Annotated in this window: 13 protein-coding genes; 7 read left to right on the top strand and 6 right to left on the bottom strand. The window is 59.3% G+C overall.

Annotated features, from left to right (window positions below):
• Window positions 1-48: 48 nt before the first annotated feature.
• Complete coding sequence (locus tag D882_RS0124200; protein ID WP_027925625.1) at window positions 49-2,250, bottom strand: hypothetical protein; 2,202 nt, start codon at window positions 2,248-2,250, stop codon at window positions 49-51.
• A gap of 196 nt (window positions 2,251-2,446) precedes the next feature.
• On the opposite strand from D882_RS0124200, the gene D882_RS1000000132325 reads away from it, so the two are divergent.
• Complete coding sequence (locus D882_RS1000000132325; protein WP_081744011.1) at window positions 2,447-3,343, top strand: NAD(P)-dependent oxidoreductase; 897 nt, start codon at window positions 2,447-2,449, stop codon at window positions 3,341-3,343.
• On the opposite strand, the gene D882_RS0124190 is transcribed toward D882_RS1000000132325, so the two are convergent.
• A complete protein-coding gene (locus tag D882_RS0124190; RefSeq protein WP_027925624.1) occupies window positions 3,234-5,516 on the bottom strand; it encodes a bifunctional diguanylate cyclase/phosphodiesterase in 2,283 nt (760 codons plus the stop codon). The genes D882_RS1000000132325 and D882_RS0124190 overlap by 110 nt on opposite strands.
• Before the next feature lie 148 nt (window positions 5,517-5,664).
• Window positions 5,665-6,030 carry a YkgJ family cysteine cluster protein gene (locus tag D882_RS0124185; protein WP_027925623.1) on the bottom strand — a complete coding sequence of 122 codons (366 nt, stop codon included), beginning with the start codon at window positions 6,028-6,030 and terminating at the stop codon, window positions 5,665-5,667.
• Window positions 6,031-6,320: 290 nt separating this feature from the next.
• Between D882_RS0124185 and D882_RS0124180 the strand changes: the two genes are divergently transcribed.
• The gene (locus D882_RS0124180; RefSeq protein WP_027925622.1) at window positions 6,321-7,670 is read left to right on the top strand and encodes an MFS transporter; all 1,350 of its coding nucleotides are present in this window, start codon (window positions 6,321-6,323) and stop codon (window positions 7,668-7,670) included.
• A 92-nt stretch (window positions 7,671-7,762) separates the two neighbouring features.
• Here the strand turns inward: D882_RS0124180 and rapA are convergent, their stop codons facing one another.
• Window positions 7,763-10,609: an RNA polymerase-associated protein RapA gene (gene rapA, locus D882_RS0124175; protein WP_027925621.1), complete on the bottom strand. Its 2,847-nt coding sequence runs from the start codon at window positions 10,607-10,609 to the stop codon at window positions 7,763-7,765.
• Window positions 10,610-10,827: 218 nt separating this feature from the next.
• On the opposite strand from rapA, the gene D882_RS0124170 reads away from it, so the two are divergent.
• The 3 genes from D882_RS0124170 to ccoM all read left to right on the top strand — a co-directional run bounded on the left by D882_RS0124170 (window position 10,828) and on the right by ccoM (window position 11,648).
• A complete protein-coding gene (locus tag D882_RS0124170; RefSeq protein WP_027925620.1) occupies window positions 10,828-11,169 on the top strand; it encodes a hypothetical protein in 342 nt (113 codons plus the stop codon).
• A 59-nt stretch (window positions 11,170-11,228) separates the two neighbouring features.
• The gene (locus D882_RS1000000132925) at window positions 11,229-11,390 is read left to right on the top strand and encodes a hypothetical protein (RefSeq protein ID WP_007935839.1); all 162 of its coding nucleotides are present in this window, start codon (window positions 11,229-11,231) and stop codon (window positions 11,388-11,390) included.
• Between the two features lie 144 nt (window positions 11,391-11,534).
• Complete coding sequence (ccoM, locus tag D882_RS1000000133360) at window positions 11,535-11,648, top strand: cytochrome c oxidase subunit CcoM (protein ID WP_027925619.1); 114 nt, start codon at window positions 11,535-11,537, stop codon at window positions 11,646-11,648.
• A gap of 181 nt (window positions 11,649-11,829) precedes the next feature.
• On the opposite strand, the gene D882_RS0124155 is transcribed toward ccoM, so the two are convergent.
• Both D882_RS0124155 and D882_RS0124150 read right to left on the bottom strand, forming a co-directional pair.
• Window positions 11,830-13,305, bottom strand: a complete 1,476-nt coding sequence (locus D882_RS0124155) for an inorganic phosphate transporter (protein WP_027925618.1) — start codon at window positions 13,303-13,305, stop codon at window positions 11,830-11,832.
• A gap of 377 nt (window positions 13,306-13,682) precedes the next feature.
• Entirely contained in the window at window positions 13,683-13,883 is a 201-nt protein-coding gene (locus tag D882_RS0124150; protein WP_007935837.1) for a hypothetical protein, read from the bottom strand.
• A 675-nt stretch (window positions 13,884-14,558) separates the two neighbouring features.
• Between D882_RS0124150 and pcaR the strand changes: the two genes are divergently transcribed.
• Both pcaR and D882_RS0124140 read left to right on the top strand, forming a co-directional pair.
• Window positions 14,559-15,401: a pca regulon transcriptional regulator PcaR gene (pcaR, locus tag D882_RS0124145; protein ID WP_027925617.1), complete on the top strand. Its 843-nt coding sequence runs from the start codon at window positions 14,559-14,561 to the stop codon at window positions 15,399-15,401.
• Window positions 15,402-15,543: 142 nt separating this feature from the next.
• On the top strand, window positions 15,544-16,890 hold the full coding sequence (locus tag D882_RS0124140; protein ID WP_027925616.1) for an MFS transporter: 1,347 nt from the start codon (window positions 15,544-15,546) through the stop codon (window positions 16,888-16,890).
• The last annotated feature ends 198 nt before the right edge of the window (window positions 16,891-17,088 follow it).

Raw genomic sequence — 17,088 nt, 5'->3', positions numbered from 1 at the left:
CACATGTAGGAGTGAGCCTGCTCGCGATGGCGGCAACCTGGTCTGGCGTCAGACCGAGAAAGTCTTGCCAGTATGGTTATTCAGCGAAATAACCTTGGTTTTGCCAATGCGGTGACGGTAGATCTCACGCAGGTACTTGATCGCCTTCTTCACGCAATCACGCGACAGGCGAATGTCGTTGATCGAGACAAACTTGTCCTTGTCGTTGATCAGCTCGCGGTACTTCTTCTCGTACATCGGTTTGATCGCGTACCAGTTGGTATCGAGGATCTTCGCCGGGTTCTCGAATTCGTTGAGCAAGTCGTCGATCCGGTCTTCGTCGAATTCTTCATTAATAATGAAGTCGAGGATCGAGTTGTCCAGCGTCTCGTCGAAGCGGTACGGGTTCTTCGCGAAGCAGCGCTTGATGAACGCGACGATCAACGTCAGGAAGTCGTCCGACAGGCACGGGCTCTTGGCAATCAGGGTGGTCAGCGACAAGTTGGCCGAGGCGCCGATCACCAGCGCGTAGCGCTTGAGCGTCGTGTTCGGGAACAGGCTGTTGAGGTGGGTCTTCAACCGGTTCAAGTCCATGTAGGACAGCTTGTAGTCTTTCGGCAAGGAAACGATCGACACCACCGACGAGCAGTTCTTGAAGAAGTGCAGGTCGTGCAGCGCGGCCGCGTCGTAACCGGAATTCTTGTACTGCTCAAGCGAGGCGCGATAGCGCTTGGATTCGATCGGCAGCAGGCTGATGCCTTCGATCGCCTGGGTCACTTTGTTGAAATGCGGCAGGTCGATGGAGCGGAAGAACAAATCATCGATGTTCAGGCGCTGCGGTTCTTTCTCGAACACCTTGAACTTGTCGCTGCTTGGCGGCGGGGTTTCCGGCACCACGGATTCGGCGTAGGCAATCGCCACCGGGCCGGCCAGGCTCATGAACAGGTCGTTGGCGTCGAGGCGAATGGTTTCGCCGATGTCGATGCCGGCGCGACGGAAATAGTTCTGGTCGTAGTCGGTCGTCACCGCCTGCGCCGTCAGGATGTTGAAGATCTGCTGCGAGATGTACTGGTTGGCGTGTTTTTCCATCGCATTGACGTCAATGTTCTGGATGTTGCCATCATCGCTTTCTTCGGCATAACGCATGATGTCGTTGGAGATCAGCATCATGGCGTTCCATGGGCGGATACGGCCCATGACGCTGGCTTCGCTGCTGTCTTCGTTGGCGAAGTTGTAGGAGAAATCCCACTCTTCTGACAGGTATTTACACAGCAGGCGACCGGCGTTGATGTGCAGCGCCTCGGACATTTCGCTGCGGTGATCGGAAATGTTCGGCAGCACGCAAATGCCGCTGGTGAAGATCGGCTCGAAGACGAAGGAATGACCGCTCTTGCCGTCATGTTCGTCCATCGGTTTGGTGTCGAACGTCTTGTTCATGTACGAGTGCTGCTGGGCCAGGCCGAACTCCGAGGCCATGCCCGAACCGGTACCGCCGCCGGCACTGAAGATCGAGAAATACAGGCGCGACTGGTTGGCCTTGATCCCGCAGCTGTCGATCAGGTACGAGTGAATCATCTTCCAGTCAGGGCTGGAGAAACGCTGGGTGTCCTTGTTCAGGATGATCTTGGCCAGGTACTGACCGAGGATCGGCGCGTTACCGGCACCACCGGCGTGGACTTCCGACAAGTCCATGATTTTCATTTTGCTGTAGTCGCGCAGGAACCCGCTTTTTTCGCCCTTGCGCGAGAAACGGATGCGGCCGGCGATGTCTTTGTCGAGGTCGCCAAGCATCACCAGCGGTTCTACCAGGAACACCGGTTTGGCGCCCTTGTTGGTGCCCAGGCGCAGGTTGTTACGAATCCATTGGGCCGGGCTGTAGCCCTTTTCCGCAAAGCGTTTGTCCGGCGACAGACGGTCTTCGTTGTTGAATTCGTTGAGGTAGAACTTGCGGGCGTTGTACACCAGCTCCGCGACGTCCAGAGCAATGTTCGAGCCGCAACGACCAAGACCGATCAGGCACACCGACGGGAATTCCTGGTCGTTATGCTGTTCGCTCACGCCTTCCAGGTGGGGCGGGCGCGGGAACACCATGTCGCGCAGGCCGTCGAGGTTATCGAGGATGCGGTCGGTATTGGTTTCAGTGAAATACAGGTATTGCTGAGTGGCCAGCGGGCGCGCCGGGGTCAATGGCTTCGACGATGAGGGGCTGTTCGCCGCAGGGCTCAGAGTCAGATCGGAGACCGTAGTGGCCGGGTTATTTTTAGAAGTCATTGGGCGCCATCTACCTGGACTGGTTGGCTGAGCGACAACTGTCGTCAAACCTTCACGGAATGGGATCTCGCGTCTTTTTTATGCGCGTATTTGGCCAAAGTCTCAGGGACTCGCCTGAGCATCAGTGGGTGGAATCCTTTCCTTAGTCATGATGGATCGGCCAATATTCGGCGATCTTTAATCAAAAGGAGGCTAAATGATGTCAACGCTACCTTCGTTGGGGTTCGCCGGTATTGGTCTGATGGGGCTGCCCATGTGCCGGCGCCTGCTGGCTGCGGGCTATCCGTTGACCGTGTGGAACCGTAACCCGGGCAAGTGCGCGCCGTTGGTGGAGGCCGGTGCCCGACAAGTGGCAACCCCCGCCGAACTGTGCCAGCACGCCGACATCATCCTGCTGTGCCTGGCGGACACCGCGGTGGTGCGTGAGGTGGTGTTTGGTCCGGTCGGGGTGGCCTCGGGGGCAAAAAGCGCTCAGTTGCTGGTGGATTTTTCCAGCCTGGAACCCAGCGCTACACGAGAAATGGCCAAACAGCTGCTCGACAGCACCGGGATGAGTTGGCTGGACGCGCCGGTGTCCGGTGGTGTGGTCGGCGCCGAGGCCGGCAGCCTGGCGATCATGGTGGGTGGCGAAGCGGTGGATCTGCAGCGAGTACGTCCGCTATTGCTGACTCTGGGCCAGCGTGTCACCCACATGGGCGGCGTCGGGGCCGGGCAGGTGACCAAGGCGTGCAATCAGATGATCGTGGCGTGCAATGCGCTGGTGATCGCCGAAGTGGTGGCGTTGGCCGAGTCTTCCGGGGTTGACGCCCGGTTGATCGCCGAGGCACTGGCCGGTGGTTTTGCCGATTCAAAACCGTTGCAGATCCTCGCCCCGCAAATGGCCGAGAGCCAATTTGAACCGGTGAAATGGCATGTGCGCACGCTGCTCAAAGATCTCGACACCGCCGTGAAGTTTTCCCGCGAACAGGGTTCGGCGACCCCCCTCAGCGGATTGGCTGCGCAACTGATGCGCCTGCATGGGAGCCAGGGATTCCTGGAAAAAGATCCATCGACGTTAGTGCAGATGTACCGCGAGCCTGGCTCAGAGGTGTGACGTTGAACGAATGCTTGCGCTGGTTGATTTCGTTCAACACCGGACGCAACTCAGCCAGTGGCACCGGGCGACTGAGCAGGTAGCCCTGAACGAAATCGCAGCCCAGGCGTTCGAGAAAATCGTACTGCTCGAAGGTTTCGACTCCTTCGGTGACCACCTGCAAATGCAGGCTGTGGGCCATGACGATGATGGCCTGGACGATTTCCATGTCCTGTGTGGCTTTGGGAATGTCCTGGATAAACGAGCGGTCGATCTTCAGCGTGTTCAGCGGAAGGCGCTTGAGGTAGGCCAGGGACGAATAACCGGTGCCGAAGTCATCGATCGACAAGGAGACCCCGAGGGCACGAATCTGCCGTAGCAGCACCAGCGTGTTGGCGAGGTTGCCCATCAGCGCATTTTCGGTGACTTCCAGCTCCAGCCGTTGCGGCGCGACCCCGGAGGCGTGCAGCGCGAGTTCGATTTCGTCGGCCAGCTCTTCACGCGCAAGGTTCAGCGGTGAGCAATTGACCGCGATCTTCAGTTCCTCGCAACCGTGCCGGGACAATTCACCCAGGTCTTCGCAGGCTTTGCGCAGCACCCAGTTGTCGAGCTCATGGATCAGGCCATTGGCCTCGGCAATGGCAATAAACCGATCAGGCGCCAGCAAGCCATGAACCGGGTGTTGCCAGCGAACCAGTGCTTCGAGCTTACTGACCTGGCCGGTTTTCAGGTCGAAGATCGGCTGGTAATACAGCATCAATTCATTGTCTTTACGCAGGGCGTGCCGCAGTTCTTCTTCGAGTTGCAGCTCCATCGTGGCGCGGGTCTTGAGGTTGGAGCTGAAAAAATTCAGGCCGTTGCGACCTGCGTCCTTGGACTGGTACAGCGCCAGGTCGGCGTTTTTCAACAGTTCTTCACAGGTCTTGCCGTCTTGCGGGAACAGGCTGATGCCGATGCTGGTGGTCATGACCATGTTGCGGCCGGAGAGCTCGATGGGCTCCTTCATTTTCAGCATGATGCGCTGGGCCATGTGCTGCGCTTCTTCGGGATCATTGAGGCCGATGAGGATGCAGAACTCGTCCCCGCCAAATCGGGCCACGACATCTTTGTGGCTGCGCACCGAGCTTTTGATATGGCCGGCCAGCACTTTGAGCAATTCATCGCCAGCGTCATGGCCAAGGCTGTCGTTGATGCGCTTGAAGTGGTCGATGTCGAGGAACATCACCGCCAGCATGCCCCCTTCGTTGGTCTTCTCGATCAGTTTCTCGGCGAATATCTGATTGAAGCCACGACGGTTGATCAGGTTGGTCAAGGCGTCGTAATGCGCCACTTGCTGCAGCGACAGGCGCGCCTGATCCAGTTGGCTGAGCAGCGAGTTGACCCGCTGCAGATCACGCTCCTTGTGTTGCAGTTTTTTGTCCGCCAGTGCCGCGCTGATGCTGCTGCCGATGATCAGCAGCGTAATGACCGCCACCGTCAGCGCCAGTTGCAGGTGGCTGTGTTCGCTGACCGGCGCCAGGACGCTACTGCTGGGTATCACCAGATTGAAGGCGGCCATCCCGGTGAAATACATGCTCAGGATGCCGGCCCCGAGGAGGAGGCTGGCGCTGTACTTGAGCAGTTGGTGAAACATCCCGGTGCCGTCACGCAAATAGCGCGACAGCAGCAGTGCCGCGAGGCTGGCGCCAATCGCGATGGCGATGGACAAGGCAAACAATGCCGGCTGGTAGTAGACCGTGGCACTCGATTGCATCGACGCCATGCCCACGTAATGCATGGCGGTAATCCCCAGACCGACCCACACCGAGGCCTTGAGGCAATGCCGGACATTCAGGTCGGGGAAGCTGAGGGTGTGCATCACCAGCCAGGCCGCGCACAGGGCGATTGCCAGTGAAATCAGGGTGACGGGGAGTTGGTAGTGAATGTCGACAGGTGCCTGGAACGCGAGCATGCCGATAAAGTGCATGGCCCAGATTCCGCCTGCCAGGCACCCACTGCCGACCCAGCGCCAAAGCCTTTGCGAAGCCGGACTTTCCGCATGCGCCACACGCTCTGCCATATCCAGCGTGGCAAAGCAGCCAGCACACGCCACGACATAAGCCAGCAGCACCAGAAAAGGGTCATGCGTGCAATTGAGTATGAATTGCCCGCTCGCTCTCAGCTCGGTAATGAAATGCAGACCAAGCCACTCCATAGCACGCCCCGTCGTTGTCATCCCGGCCGGCGCAATGAACGCCAGCGAATGTCATCGAGTATAGAGGCCGTGTCTGGAGTGCAAGGGATGATGTCAAAATGGTTCCATATGATTTTGGCATCATGGTAATCGCGTTTGGTGCTAAGCCTCAGGCGCTTTGTTCAAAGGGGATTTCGTACGCCGGTTGCAGGGCTGGAAGGCCGAATGCTGCCCGGGCCGCGTCGCAATCCACGTTCGCCTCGCCATTTTCCCAAGACGCCTCAAACTCCCGGCAGGTGCTGGAACGCTCGTTGTAAATCGAGCATTTGACCTCGCTGCCGACGGTCCCCTCCAGGCTGATGCAGCGGGTGGGTTTGCAGTCGGTGCCGAGCATCGCCACGCGACTGGGACTGATCGACGCGACCAGCTCATCCGGCACCGTTCCCCCGGACGAGGCGCATTCGCCCCAGAAAAAAGACACACGGAAATGGGAACAGCAGGCACCGCAATTCAGACACGGACTGACTTCGGACATGGTCGATGATCTACGCAGGAGGGGGTACGCAGGGGAGCGGACAGGGGCGCTATTCTAGGCTTCGCAACGGGCTTTGGAAGGGGGTATGAAAGGTATTTTTCAGCGACGGACGGTACCGTGAAAATAGCGGCCGGATCCCCGTGAATCCTGGGCCTGGCGGTCAGCGCGCCTGCGTGAATCCATGGCCTGATATCAGCCTTGTCAATAATGACAGACAGCGTGGGTGGGCCTGTCTAGATTGGCGGTTCCGGGGACAGTGAGGCCCCAATAACAATAAAAGAGACGGACCCATGCAGAACTCGACCCACGCGGCGAATGCCTGGCGCATTCTGTTCCTGTTGTTCCTGGCCAACCTGTTCAACTTCTTCGATCGCACCATTCCCGCCATCATCATCGAACCGATCCGCATGGAGTGGCACCTCAGCGACTTTCAGTTGGGGATCGTCGGCACCGCTTTCACCCTGGTTTACGCGATTGCCGGCCTGCCGTTGGGGCGGATGGCCGATACCGGGTCACGCCGCAAGCTGATGGGTTGGGGCCTGGCGGTCTGGAGCGGGCTGACCGCGGTCAACGGACTGGTGGGCAGCTTCTGGAGTTTCCTGATCGTGCGCATGGGCATCGGCATCGGTGAAGCCAGTTACGCACCGGCTGCCAACTCATTGATCGGCGACCTGTTCCCGGCGCACCGCCGGGCGCGGGCGATGGGCATTTTCATGCTGGGTCTGCCGCTGGGGTTGTTGCTGGCGTTCTTTACCATCGGCGCGATGGTCAAGGCGTTCGACAGCTGGCGCGCGCCGTTCTTTATCGCGGCCGTGCCGGGGCTGATCCTGGCGATCTTCATGTTCTTCATTAAAGAGCCAAAGCGCGGCGCAGCAGAAACCGTGCAGGTGTCGCAGGAGCGCGTCGACCGGCCGATCCGCCGGGTGCTGGCGGTGCCGACGTTCCTGTGGCTGGTGATGGCGGGACTGTGCTTCAACTTCGCGACCTACGCCTGCAATTCATTCCTGGTGCCGATGCTGCAGCGCTATTTCCTGATGCCGTTGCAGGAAGCCGCGGTGGCCACGGGGGTGATCGTCGGCGTGACCGGTTTGTTCGGCCTGACGCTCGGCGGCTGGGTCGCTGACAAGATTCACCAGCGAGTGGCCAATGGGCGGCTGTTGTTTGCCGCGTTCAGTTTGATTATTTCGACCGTGTGTACGGGGTGGGCACTGCACGCCGGGCGCATCGAGATCGGCGTGTTTGTCGCGGTCTTCAGTGTGGGCTGGTTGTTTGCCTACAACTTCTACACCTGCGTCTACACCGCGATTCAGGACGTGGTCGAGCCGCGATTGCGGGCCACGGCGATGGCACTGTTCTTTGCCGGGTTGTATTTGCTGGGCGGTGGATTGGGGCCGGTGGTAGTGGGCGGTTTGTCCGATCACTTTGCGCACACGGCGATGCTGGCGGCCGGTGCCGAGCAGATGACCGAGGCGTTCAAGGCCGTCGGTTTGCATGACGCGATGTACCTGATTCCGGTGGCGTTGTTCTTCACCATGGTCTTTTTGTTTATGGCTTCGCGGTGTTTTGTGCGGGATGCGAAACGGATGAAGGCAGGGTTGGGGGCGGTGGTTGAGCCTGGGGTTTCTGTGGCGACTGCATAAATGATCGTTCCCACGCGTGGGAACGATCAGCAGACAAAAAAAGGCCCGCATCACTGCGGGCCTTTTTTATTTAGCCGGGTAGAGCAGGGGACTTAACCCGCCACCAACACCCGAATCGCTTCCAGTCGCAACGCAGCCTTTTCAAGCATGGCCAACCCTTGCTCGCGCTGTTTGCGCAGGGCAATCAGTTCGCTGTCGCGCACGGTCGGGTTCACGGCTTGCAACGCGGTCAGGCGCGCCAGTTCTTCATCGGTATCCGCCGCCAGGCGACGCTGCGCCTCGGCCACACGCTCGGCGTGACGCGGCAGAATCTTCTCTTCGCCAGCATTGATCCGTGGCGTCAGCTGATCGCGCTGGGCCTGGATGAATTTGTTGGCGCTGGCACGCGGTACGCTTTCCAGCTGATCGTTCAAGGTCTCGAACGACACACGGGCCGACAGGTCGTTGCCGTTGGCATCGAGCAGGCAGCGCAGCGCGGCCGGCGGCAGGTAACGGCCCAGTTGCAGCGAGCGCGGGGCAACCACTTCGCTGACGTAGAGCAGTTCCAGCAACACGGTGCCAGGCTTGAGCGCCTTGTTCTTGATCAGCGCGACGGCGGTATTGCCCATCGAGCCGGACAGGACCAGGTCCATGCCGCCCTGCACCATCGGGTGTTCCCAGGTGATGAACTGCATGTCTTCGCGAGACAGCGCCTGGTTGCGGTCGTAAGTGATGGTCACGCCTTCGTCGTCGCCCAGCGGGAAGCTGGCGTCGAGCATTTTTTCGCTCGGCTTGAGGATCAGGGCGTTTTCCGAATGGTCTTCGCTGTCGATGCCGAAGGCGTCGAACAGGGTTTCCATGTAGATCGGCAGGGTGAACTGATCGTCCTGCTCAAGAATGTCTTCGACCAGCGCATCGCCTTCGCCCGCGCCGCCGGAGTTGAGCTCCAGCAAGCGGTCACGGCCGGTGTGCAAGTCGGCTTCCAGACGCTCACGCTCGGTGCGGGCTTCGTCGATCAGCGCTTGCCACTCGCCGTCGTCGGCCTCTTCCAGCAGCGGCAGTAGGCGCGGGCCGAACTGATGCTGCAAGGCGTTGCCGGTCGGGCACGTATTGAGGAATGCGTTCAGCGCTTCGTGGTACCACTGGAACAGACGCTCTTGCGGGCTGGTTTCCAGGTACGGCACGTGCAGCTCGATGATGTGCTTCTGGCCGATCCGGTCCAGACGCCCGATACGCTGCTCCAGCAGGTCCGGGTGTGCCGGCAGATCGAACAGCACCAGGTGGTGCGAGAACTGGAAGTTGCGACCTTCACTGCCGATTTCCGAGCAAATCAGCACTTGTGCACCGAACTCTTCGTCGGCGAAGTAGGCGGCGGCGCGGTCACGCTCGAGAATGTTCATGCCTTCGTGGAACACCGTGGCCGGGATGCCGGAACGCACGCGCAGGGCGTCTTCCAGGTCCATGGCGGTTTCGGCGTGGGCGCAGATCACCAGCACTTTGGTGCGCTTGAGCATCTTCAGGGTGTCGATCAGCCACTCGACGCGCGGGTCGAATTTCCACCAGCGTTCTTCTTCGTTGGCGTCTGGCTGGGCCTGGAAGCTGACTTCCGGGTACAGCTCGGCGTGATCGCCCAGCGGCAGTTCGAGGTATTCATCCGGGCACGGCAGCGGGTACGGGTGCAGTTTACGCTCCGGGAAACCCTGCACGGCGGCGCGGGTGTTTCGGAACAGCACGCGGCCGGTGCCATGGCGATCCAGCAGTTCACGCACGAGGCGCGCGCTGGCTTCGGTGTCGCCATCGTTCACGGCGGTCAGCAGGGCTTCGCCTTCGTTGCCGAGGAAACCGTGAATGGTCTTGTGCGCTTCAGGCGACAGGCGCCCTTTGTCCAGCAGCTCCTGAACGGCTTCGGCCACCGGGCGATAGTTTTCGCTCTCGGCGCGGAAGGCGGCCAGGTCATGGAAACGGTTCGGGTCGAGCAGGCGCAGACGGGCGAAGTGGCTGTCCTGGCCCAGTTGTTCCGGGGTCGCGGTCAGCAGCAGCACGCCGGGAATGGTCTCGGCGAGTTGTTCGACCAAGGTGTATTCCGCGCTGGCCTTGTCTTCATGCCACACCAGGTGGTGGGCTTCGTCGACGACCATCAGGTCCCAACCGGCGGCAAACAGCGCGTCCTGGGCCTTTTCGTCTTCGACCAGCCACTCCAGTGCAACCAGTGCGAGCTGGGTGTCTTCGAAGGGGTTGGTGGCATCGCTTTCGATGAAGCGTTCTTCGTCGAACAATGCGACTTGCAGGTTGAAGCGGCGGCGCATCTCGACCAGCCACTGGTGCTGCAGGTTCTCGGGAACCAGGATCAGCACACGGTTGGCGCGGCCCGAGAGCAGTTGGCGATGGATTACCAGACCGGCTTCGATGGTTTTACCCAGGCCTACTTCGTCCGCCAGCAGAACGCGCGGCGCAATGCGGTCGGCGACTTCGCGGGCGATGTGCAACTGGTGCGCGATCGGTTGTGCGCGCACGCCACCGAGGCCCCACAGCGCGGACTGCAATTGGCGGCTGGTATGTTCCAGGGTGTTGTAACGCAGGGAAAACCAGGCCAGCGGGTCGATCTGCCCGGCGAACAGACGGTCGCTGGCCAGACGGAACTGAATGAAGTTCGACAGCTGGGTTTCTGGCAGCGTGACGCTTTCGTTCTGCGCGTTGAGACCGTGGTAGACCAGCAGGCCATCGACGTCGTCGACTTCCTGGACCGTCAGCTTCCAGCCTTCGAAGTGAGTGATCGAGTCACCGGGCGAAAACCGCACGCGGGTGAGGGGCGCATTCCGTAGCGCGTACTGGCGAGTCTCGCCAGTGGCCGGGTAGAGCACGGTCAACAAGCGGCCGTCCTGTGCCAGAACGGTGCCTAAACCCAGCTCGGCTTCGCTGTCACTGATCCAGCGTTGCCCCGGTTGATACTGCTGCGCCATGCTGCCTGACTCCCACCTTGAAAAAGCGGGCTATCTTAACGGAAGGAGGCCCTCAGGGCCAAAGGACTCTCATAAAAACTCGCAGTCTTACGTTAGCCCAATGAAGTCGTGCTTGCCGGTCAGGGCACTGATGAGTGCCAAACGGGTCACAGTTTGCGACCGATGGCTCAAGTCGCCATCCCCGCAGCCGACAGCCTGCTGACAGGAGACTAAAAATTATGCTGCTACCGATGCTCCCCTTGAGTGCCGTGCCAATCACCTCACAGCACGACCCGATCCGTCAGCGCCCGGATATTCCGCCAGTGGTGCCGGTGCAGGAAAGCTCGAACGAAAGCACGATCGACCTGCAGCAGCGCGATCCCGAGGAAGCGGCTTTTCAACTGCGCGAGGAACAACGCCGCAAGCTGGAGCGCGAGCGTCGCCGCCGCGAGGCCGATGAAGACCCCGAGGAGCACCTGGCCATTCCCGGTGACGAACTGAATGCCGACAACACCGTGCCGGTGGCCCCGTTGATGGAGGATCAGCCGCGTCAGGGCTTGTGGGTCGATATTCAGATTTGAGTTGTGGCGGGTCAGACCGCATTATTGCGATATACCCGTCAAACGATGCACTGAGCACCATGAGCCAAGACGATAAGCTGATTGATCTCAACTCTGAACGCGCCAAGCGGGTTCACGACCTTAATGAAAAACGTCTGAATGAAGTTCGACAGGCGTTTGAGCAGGCAATGCCTTTGGGCAAAGCCAAGAAAAAACCGAAGAACAAACCGAAAAAGCGTTGAAACCCCCTGCATCTGTTGATGCAGGTCAGTTATTACCCCGCCTTTACGCCCGGTCTCGGGCGACATTGATCCAGGTCAATTTTTTCTTCTGCCTGTTTGGTTAACTTAGCCCTATCGCAACAGGGCAAGCCCAGGAGGCCAGTCATGTTTTTCGACAACGTGGTGATCGCCGGAGTGCTGACTGTCAGCCTCATGGTCATGTTTTTCGCAGGGTTTGGATTTTTTATCTGGAAGGATTCGCACAAGCGTAAACCGTAGTTCTTTCCGGATGTAATGAGCACGCAAGGCATTTTGGGCAACTTCGGTTGCCCTTTTTTTTGCCTGCAATTTAGACCTGGCAATACAAAACCCTTGTAGGAGTGATCTCCCCCTGAATTAGAAATTGCGCCCACAAAAAGCCCGACTCAATGGTCGGGCTTTTTCATTGCTCGGCGATGTATCAGCTACCCAGTGCCTTCGACGCCAGCCAGAACAGGCCGGCCGACAGGCCCACCGTCGCAGGCAGGGTCAGGACCCAGGCCAGCAGGATGGTTTTCACCGTGCCACCTTGCAGGCCGCTTTTGTTCGCGACCATGGTGCCGGCCACGCCCGAGGACAGCACGTGGGTGGTGGAGACCGGCAGGCTGAAGATGTTCGCCAGGCCGATCATGCACGCGGTGGTGATCTGCGCCGACATGCCTTGGGCGTAGGTCATGCCTTGCTTGCCGATCTTCTCGCCGATGGTCAGTACCACGCGTTTCCAGCCCACCATGGTGCCCAGGCCCAGTGCCAGGGCCACCGCCAGAATCACCCAGAACGGCGCGTATTCGGTGGTGGTGGTCAGGTCTTTGCGCAGTTTGTCCAGGTCGGCCTTTTCACGGGCATTGAGGCCAGGCAACTTGCCGACTTTCTTCGCCGTGTCATCCAGGCAGAGCAGGTAGCGACGCACTTCGATGCGGCTGTCCGACGACAACGAGTGGTAGTCCGACACACCTTTAAGGGTGCCGAGCAGGGCGGTAATGGTCGGTTCGGTCTGTTGCGGGTTGCAACGGAATTTCTCCGGCAGATCACCTTCTATGCTTTTGCCCAGCGCCAGGTATTCACCCAGGGTGTCGGCATTGCGCTTATAGAACTGGCTCAGGTGCAGGGTCGCATCGCGGGTCCGTTCGATCTGGTACGTCGTGCTGCCCAGGTCGAGTACGAACTGCGCCGGCACGATACCGATCAGCACGAGCATGATCAGGCCGATACCTTTCTGACCATCGTTGGAGCCGTGCACGAAGCTCACGGCCATGGCCGAGATCACCAGGACCAGACGGTTCCAGAACGGTGGGTGCTTCTTGTCATCGAGCTTGCGGCGCTGGTCCGGTGTCTTGTGCATCTTCGACAGTGGACGCCACCATTTAAGGCCGATCAACACCAGTGCCGCGACGAGGAAGCCGGCCATTGGCGAGAACACCAGGGAGGCACCGATGTCGATCGCCTTCTGCCAGTTCACGCCATCGGCCAACGGAATATCGTTGATCAACGCGTTGGCCAGGCCGACACCGAGGATCGAACCGATCAGGGTGTGGGAGCTGGAGGCCGGGATACCGAAGTACCAGGTGCCCAGGTTCCAGGTGATGGCGGCAGCAAGCAGCGAGAACACCATGGCCAGTCCGTGACCGGTGTTCACATTGATCAGCAGTTCTACCGGCAGCAGGTGGACGATGGCATACGCCACGCCAACACCGCCCAGCAGCACGCCGAGGAAGTTGAACACCCCGGAAAAGAACACCGCCAGATGGGGCGGCATGGCTTTGGTGTAGATAACAGTGGCCACCGCGTTTGCGGTGTCATGAAAGCCGTTGATGAACTCGAAGGCGAGGACAAAGGCCAGGGCGAGCAAGAGGCTCACAAGCACCCAAGCATCCAGTCCGCTGAATAAATCGATCATGAAGGTTTTCTGACCCGGTCGTAAGGGGGCGCGATTATGCCAGAAAAGACTGCTAATCAATGCACTTGCTGCTCATCGGTAACATTCTTCAACGAAATAATTGGCGAGGGACGCCAATCTCCCAGCGTTTTACCGGGTTTTACAAGCTATTGAATTAAAAGGAGAAATAAACAGGAACAAGGGTTTCGCTCGTGGAGTCGAGAGGCTTGAACGCTTGTGTGAAATATCTGAGAAGAGGGTCAGAAACGAGCCATTTGCCTCATCCGAGGGGTGAGGAGGCCGCTGCCCGCTTGTAGCGGGCACGAAAGGCTTGATCGATGCCACCCGCTTTTAGCGGGAGCAGACGCAGACCCCTGAAAGAATTCGGGCCGAGTCGGTCAAGGCTCTTCGGCTTTGAGTTCCTTTTCCATCTTCTGCAGTTCTTGGGTGAACGCCTGGTCCTGAACGGTGGCGCGTTTACGCCAGGGTTTACGTTCCGGTTCGGGCTGGGCGGCGTAGGTGGTGACTTCCCCGCCGTAAACTTCCTTGTAACGTTGTTCCTGGCGCTCAAGTTCCGCGCGCAGTTCGTCTTTCGTCACAGTGCTACCTGTATGAGTTGGGATAATTTCCGGTGAAACGCGCTGCATCGAGTCGATTGACCACGCTCATAAAAGGGTAATGCCCGGGAAGGCAACCTTTTGACGGCATGTGAACAATACTTCCATGTTGCAGGCGGCCACGACACCAGAGAAAAACAGCTGACGTAGCATCAGGTTCCTGTTTCAGCGAGCGCATTGGCGGAGCATATGAAATGAGCGTCAGGCGCTTGCTGTGGGCAACGACAATGGGACATCGCGCTGCCGGGTGACAGAGTCGGTGGATAAAAAACCGCTTCGCCACTGGATTGCATTATAGCGGTCGATTCGAAGAACACTATCACCGAGGCGTTAAAAGTAGTTCGTCATGTGTGATTGTTTTGTTACTGACAAGTGTTAACGGCAACTAGGAGGCCGATGATGTCATTGTGCAGCGATGTCTTTCTGGCGCCATTAAGGCGAACAACTTAAACCGCTTACATCGACCTTTAAGAAGTCGACCAGACAAAAAATAAAAACGGGCAGTTAATGGCGTGAGTCGCATCAGGCCTTGCGTGGCATTGATTGCGATTATCGGCCTGCCGTCCGATAATCGCCCAATCTTGGCGGTCCCGGACTTGTGTGCAGAAGCAGGGGCCGCGTGTAATAGCCGCTGATCCGCCTCGGAAAGGACCTGTCATGAATGATCAAATGCGCAACTCTTTCACTTCAGTGGCGCCGCCGATCGTCGCCTCACCCGCGAAGCGAATCCAGGCCCTGACCGGCGACCCTGATTTCATGACGTCCCTGGCGCGTGGCCTGGCGGTGGTGCAAGCGTTTCAAGAGCGCAAGCGCCACCTGACCATTGCCCAGATCAGTCACCGCACGGAAATTCCCCGCGCCGCCGTGCGCCGTTGCCTGCACACCCTGATCAAACTTGGTTACGCCACCACCGACGGTCGTACCTATTCGCTGCTGCCCAAGGTGTTGACCCTGGGTCATGCTTATTTGTCTTCGACGCCACTGGCGGTATCAGCCCAGCCGTACCTGGACCGCATGAGCGAGCAACTGCACGAAGCCTGCAACATGGCCACGCTGGAAGGCGATGACATTTTATACATCGCGCGCTCGGCGACCACACAGCGGCTGATTTCGGTCGACCTTTCAGTCGGCGGTCGCCTTCCGGCCTATTGCACGTCAATGGGCCGGATTCTGCTCGCCGCACTGGACGATACCTCGCTGCGCGAATATCTCGATCACGCAGAGTTGCAAGCCAAGACCAGCCGCACCCTGCATACACCCGAGGCGTTGCTCGAATGCCTGCAAGAGGTGCGGCAACAAGGTTGGTGCATCGTCGATCAGGAGCTGGAACAGGGTCTGCGTTCGATTGCTGTGCCGGTGTATGACGCATCCGGTCAGGTGGTGGCCGCCTTGAACGTCAGCACCCACGCTGGCCGTGTCAGTCGCAACGAACTGGAACAACGCTTCCTGCCCGGACTGCTCAGCGCCAGTCGCGACCTCAGCGCACAGCTCTTCGCCTAAGCCTCTTCTATTTAAGCTGTTCGATAAACGCACAGACTCGCGTTTATCGAATTGACGCTCTTTCCCTTGGATCATTACTGTCGCGGCAGCGCCAGCTCAGGCTGGCACCTGTCCGACTGCGTTCTTGCGTGGAATAAAAATAATGAACCAGCCCCAGTCTGCTGTAGGTCACTGCCTCGATGTGCAGTCCTTCATCAATGCTCAACCCATTTCGCGCTATCAGTGGCGAGTGGTGATCCTGTGTTTCCTGATTGTCTTCCTCGATGGCCTCGACACCGCGGCCATGGGCTTTATCGCGCCTGCGTTGTCGCAGGATTGGGGGATTGACCGCGCCAGTCTCGGCCCTGTGATGAGTGCCGCGTTGATCGGCATGGTCTTCGGCGCGCTGGGTTCCGGCCCGTTGGCTGACCGCTTCGGGCGCAAAGTCGTGCTGGTGGGGGCGGTGTTGTTGTTTGGCGCGTTCAGCCTGGCGTCGGCCTACAGCACCAATGTCGATCAATTGCTGGTGCTGCGTTTCCTCACCGGCCTGGGTCTTGGTGCCGGCATGCCGAACGCCACCACCCTGCTGTCGGAATACACCCCGGAGCGCAAGAAGTCCCTGCTGGTGACCAGCATGTTCTGCGGCTTCAACCTCGGCATGGCCGGTGGCGGGTTTATCTCGGCCAAGCTGATCCCGGCGTTTGGTTGGCACAGTTTGCTGCTGATCGGCGGGATTCTGCCGCTGATCCTCTCGGTCGTCCTGCTGTTGTGGCTGCCGGAGTCGGCGCGCTACCTCGTGGTCCGTAACCGTGGCACCGACAAAGTGCGCAAGACCCTGGCGCCCATCGACCCGACCATCGTCGCCCAGGCTTCAAGCTTCAGCGTGCCGGAACAGAAAACCGTGAAGGCGCGCAACGTGTTCGCGGTGATCTTCTCCGGCACCTACAGCACCGGCACCTTGCTGCTGTGGCTGACCTATTTCATGGGCCTGGTGATCGTGTACCTGCTGACCAGTTGGCTGCCGACACTGATGCGTGACAGCGGCGCGAGCATGGAGCAGGCCGCGTTCATTGGCGCACTGTTCCAGTTTGGCGGGGTGCTGAGCGCGGTGGGCGTGGGCTGGGCGATGGACCGGTTCAATCCGCACAAGGTCATCGGCATTTTCTACCTGCTGGCCGGGGTGTTTGCCTACGCGGTAGGGCAGAGCCTGGGCAACATCACGCTGTTGGCGACGTTAGTGCTGGTGGCGGGCATGTGCGTCAACGGTGCGCAATCGGCGATGCCTTCCCTGGCGGCGCGGTTTTATCCGACACAAGGGCGGGCGACCGGGGTGTCATGGATGCTCGGGATTGGCCGGTTTGGCGCGATTCTCGGGGCTTGGATGGGCGCGACGTTGCTCGGGCTGGGCTGGAATTTTGAGCAAGTGCTGACGGCGCTGGTGATTCCGGCAGCGTTGGCGACTACGGCGGTGGTGATCAAGGGCATGGTCAGTCATGCGGATGCGACTTGATCGCCTGATCTGGAATCTTCAGCGGCTCTGATGGCCTCTTCGCGAGCAGGCTCACTCCTGCAGGTGACCGCGTTCCCCCTGTGGGAGTGAGCTTGCTCGCGATGCTTTTGATCTTCGATAGGCAGACAACAATCTGTTCGATAAACGAACGCTTAGTCGATTATCGGATTGTTTGGTGTTTTGCATAGGCTTAACCTT

The sequence above is a fragment of the Pseudomonas sp. URMO17WK12:I12 genome (assembly GCF_000514395.1).
Lineage (GTDB): Bacteria > Pseudomonadota > Gammaproteobacteria > Pseudomonadales > Pseudomonadaceae > Aquipseudomonas > Aquipseudomonas mucoides.
The sequence above is the reverse complement of the archived record's forward strand: the minus strand, read 5'-3'. Positions and strand labels throughout refer to the sequence as shown.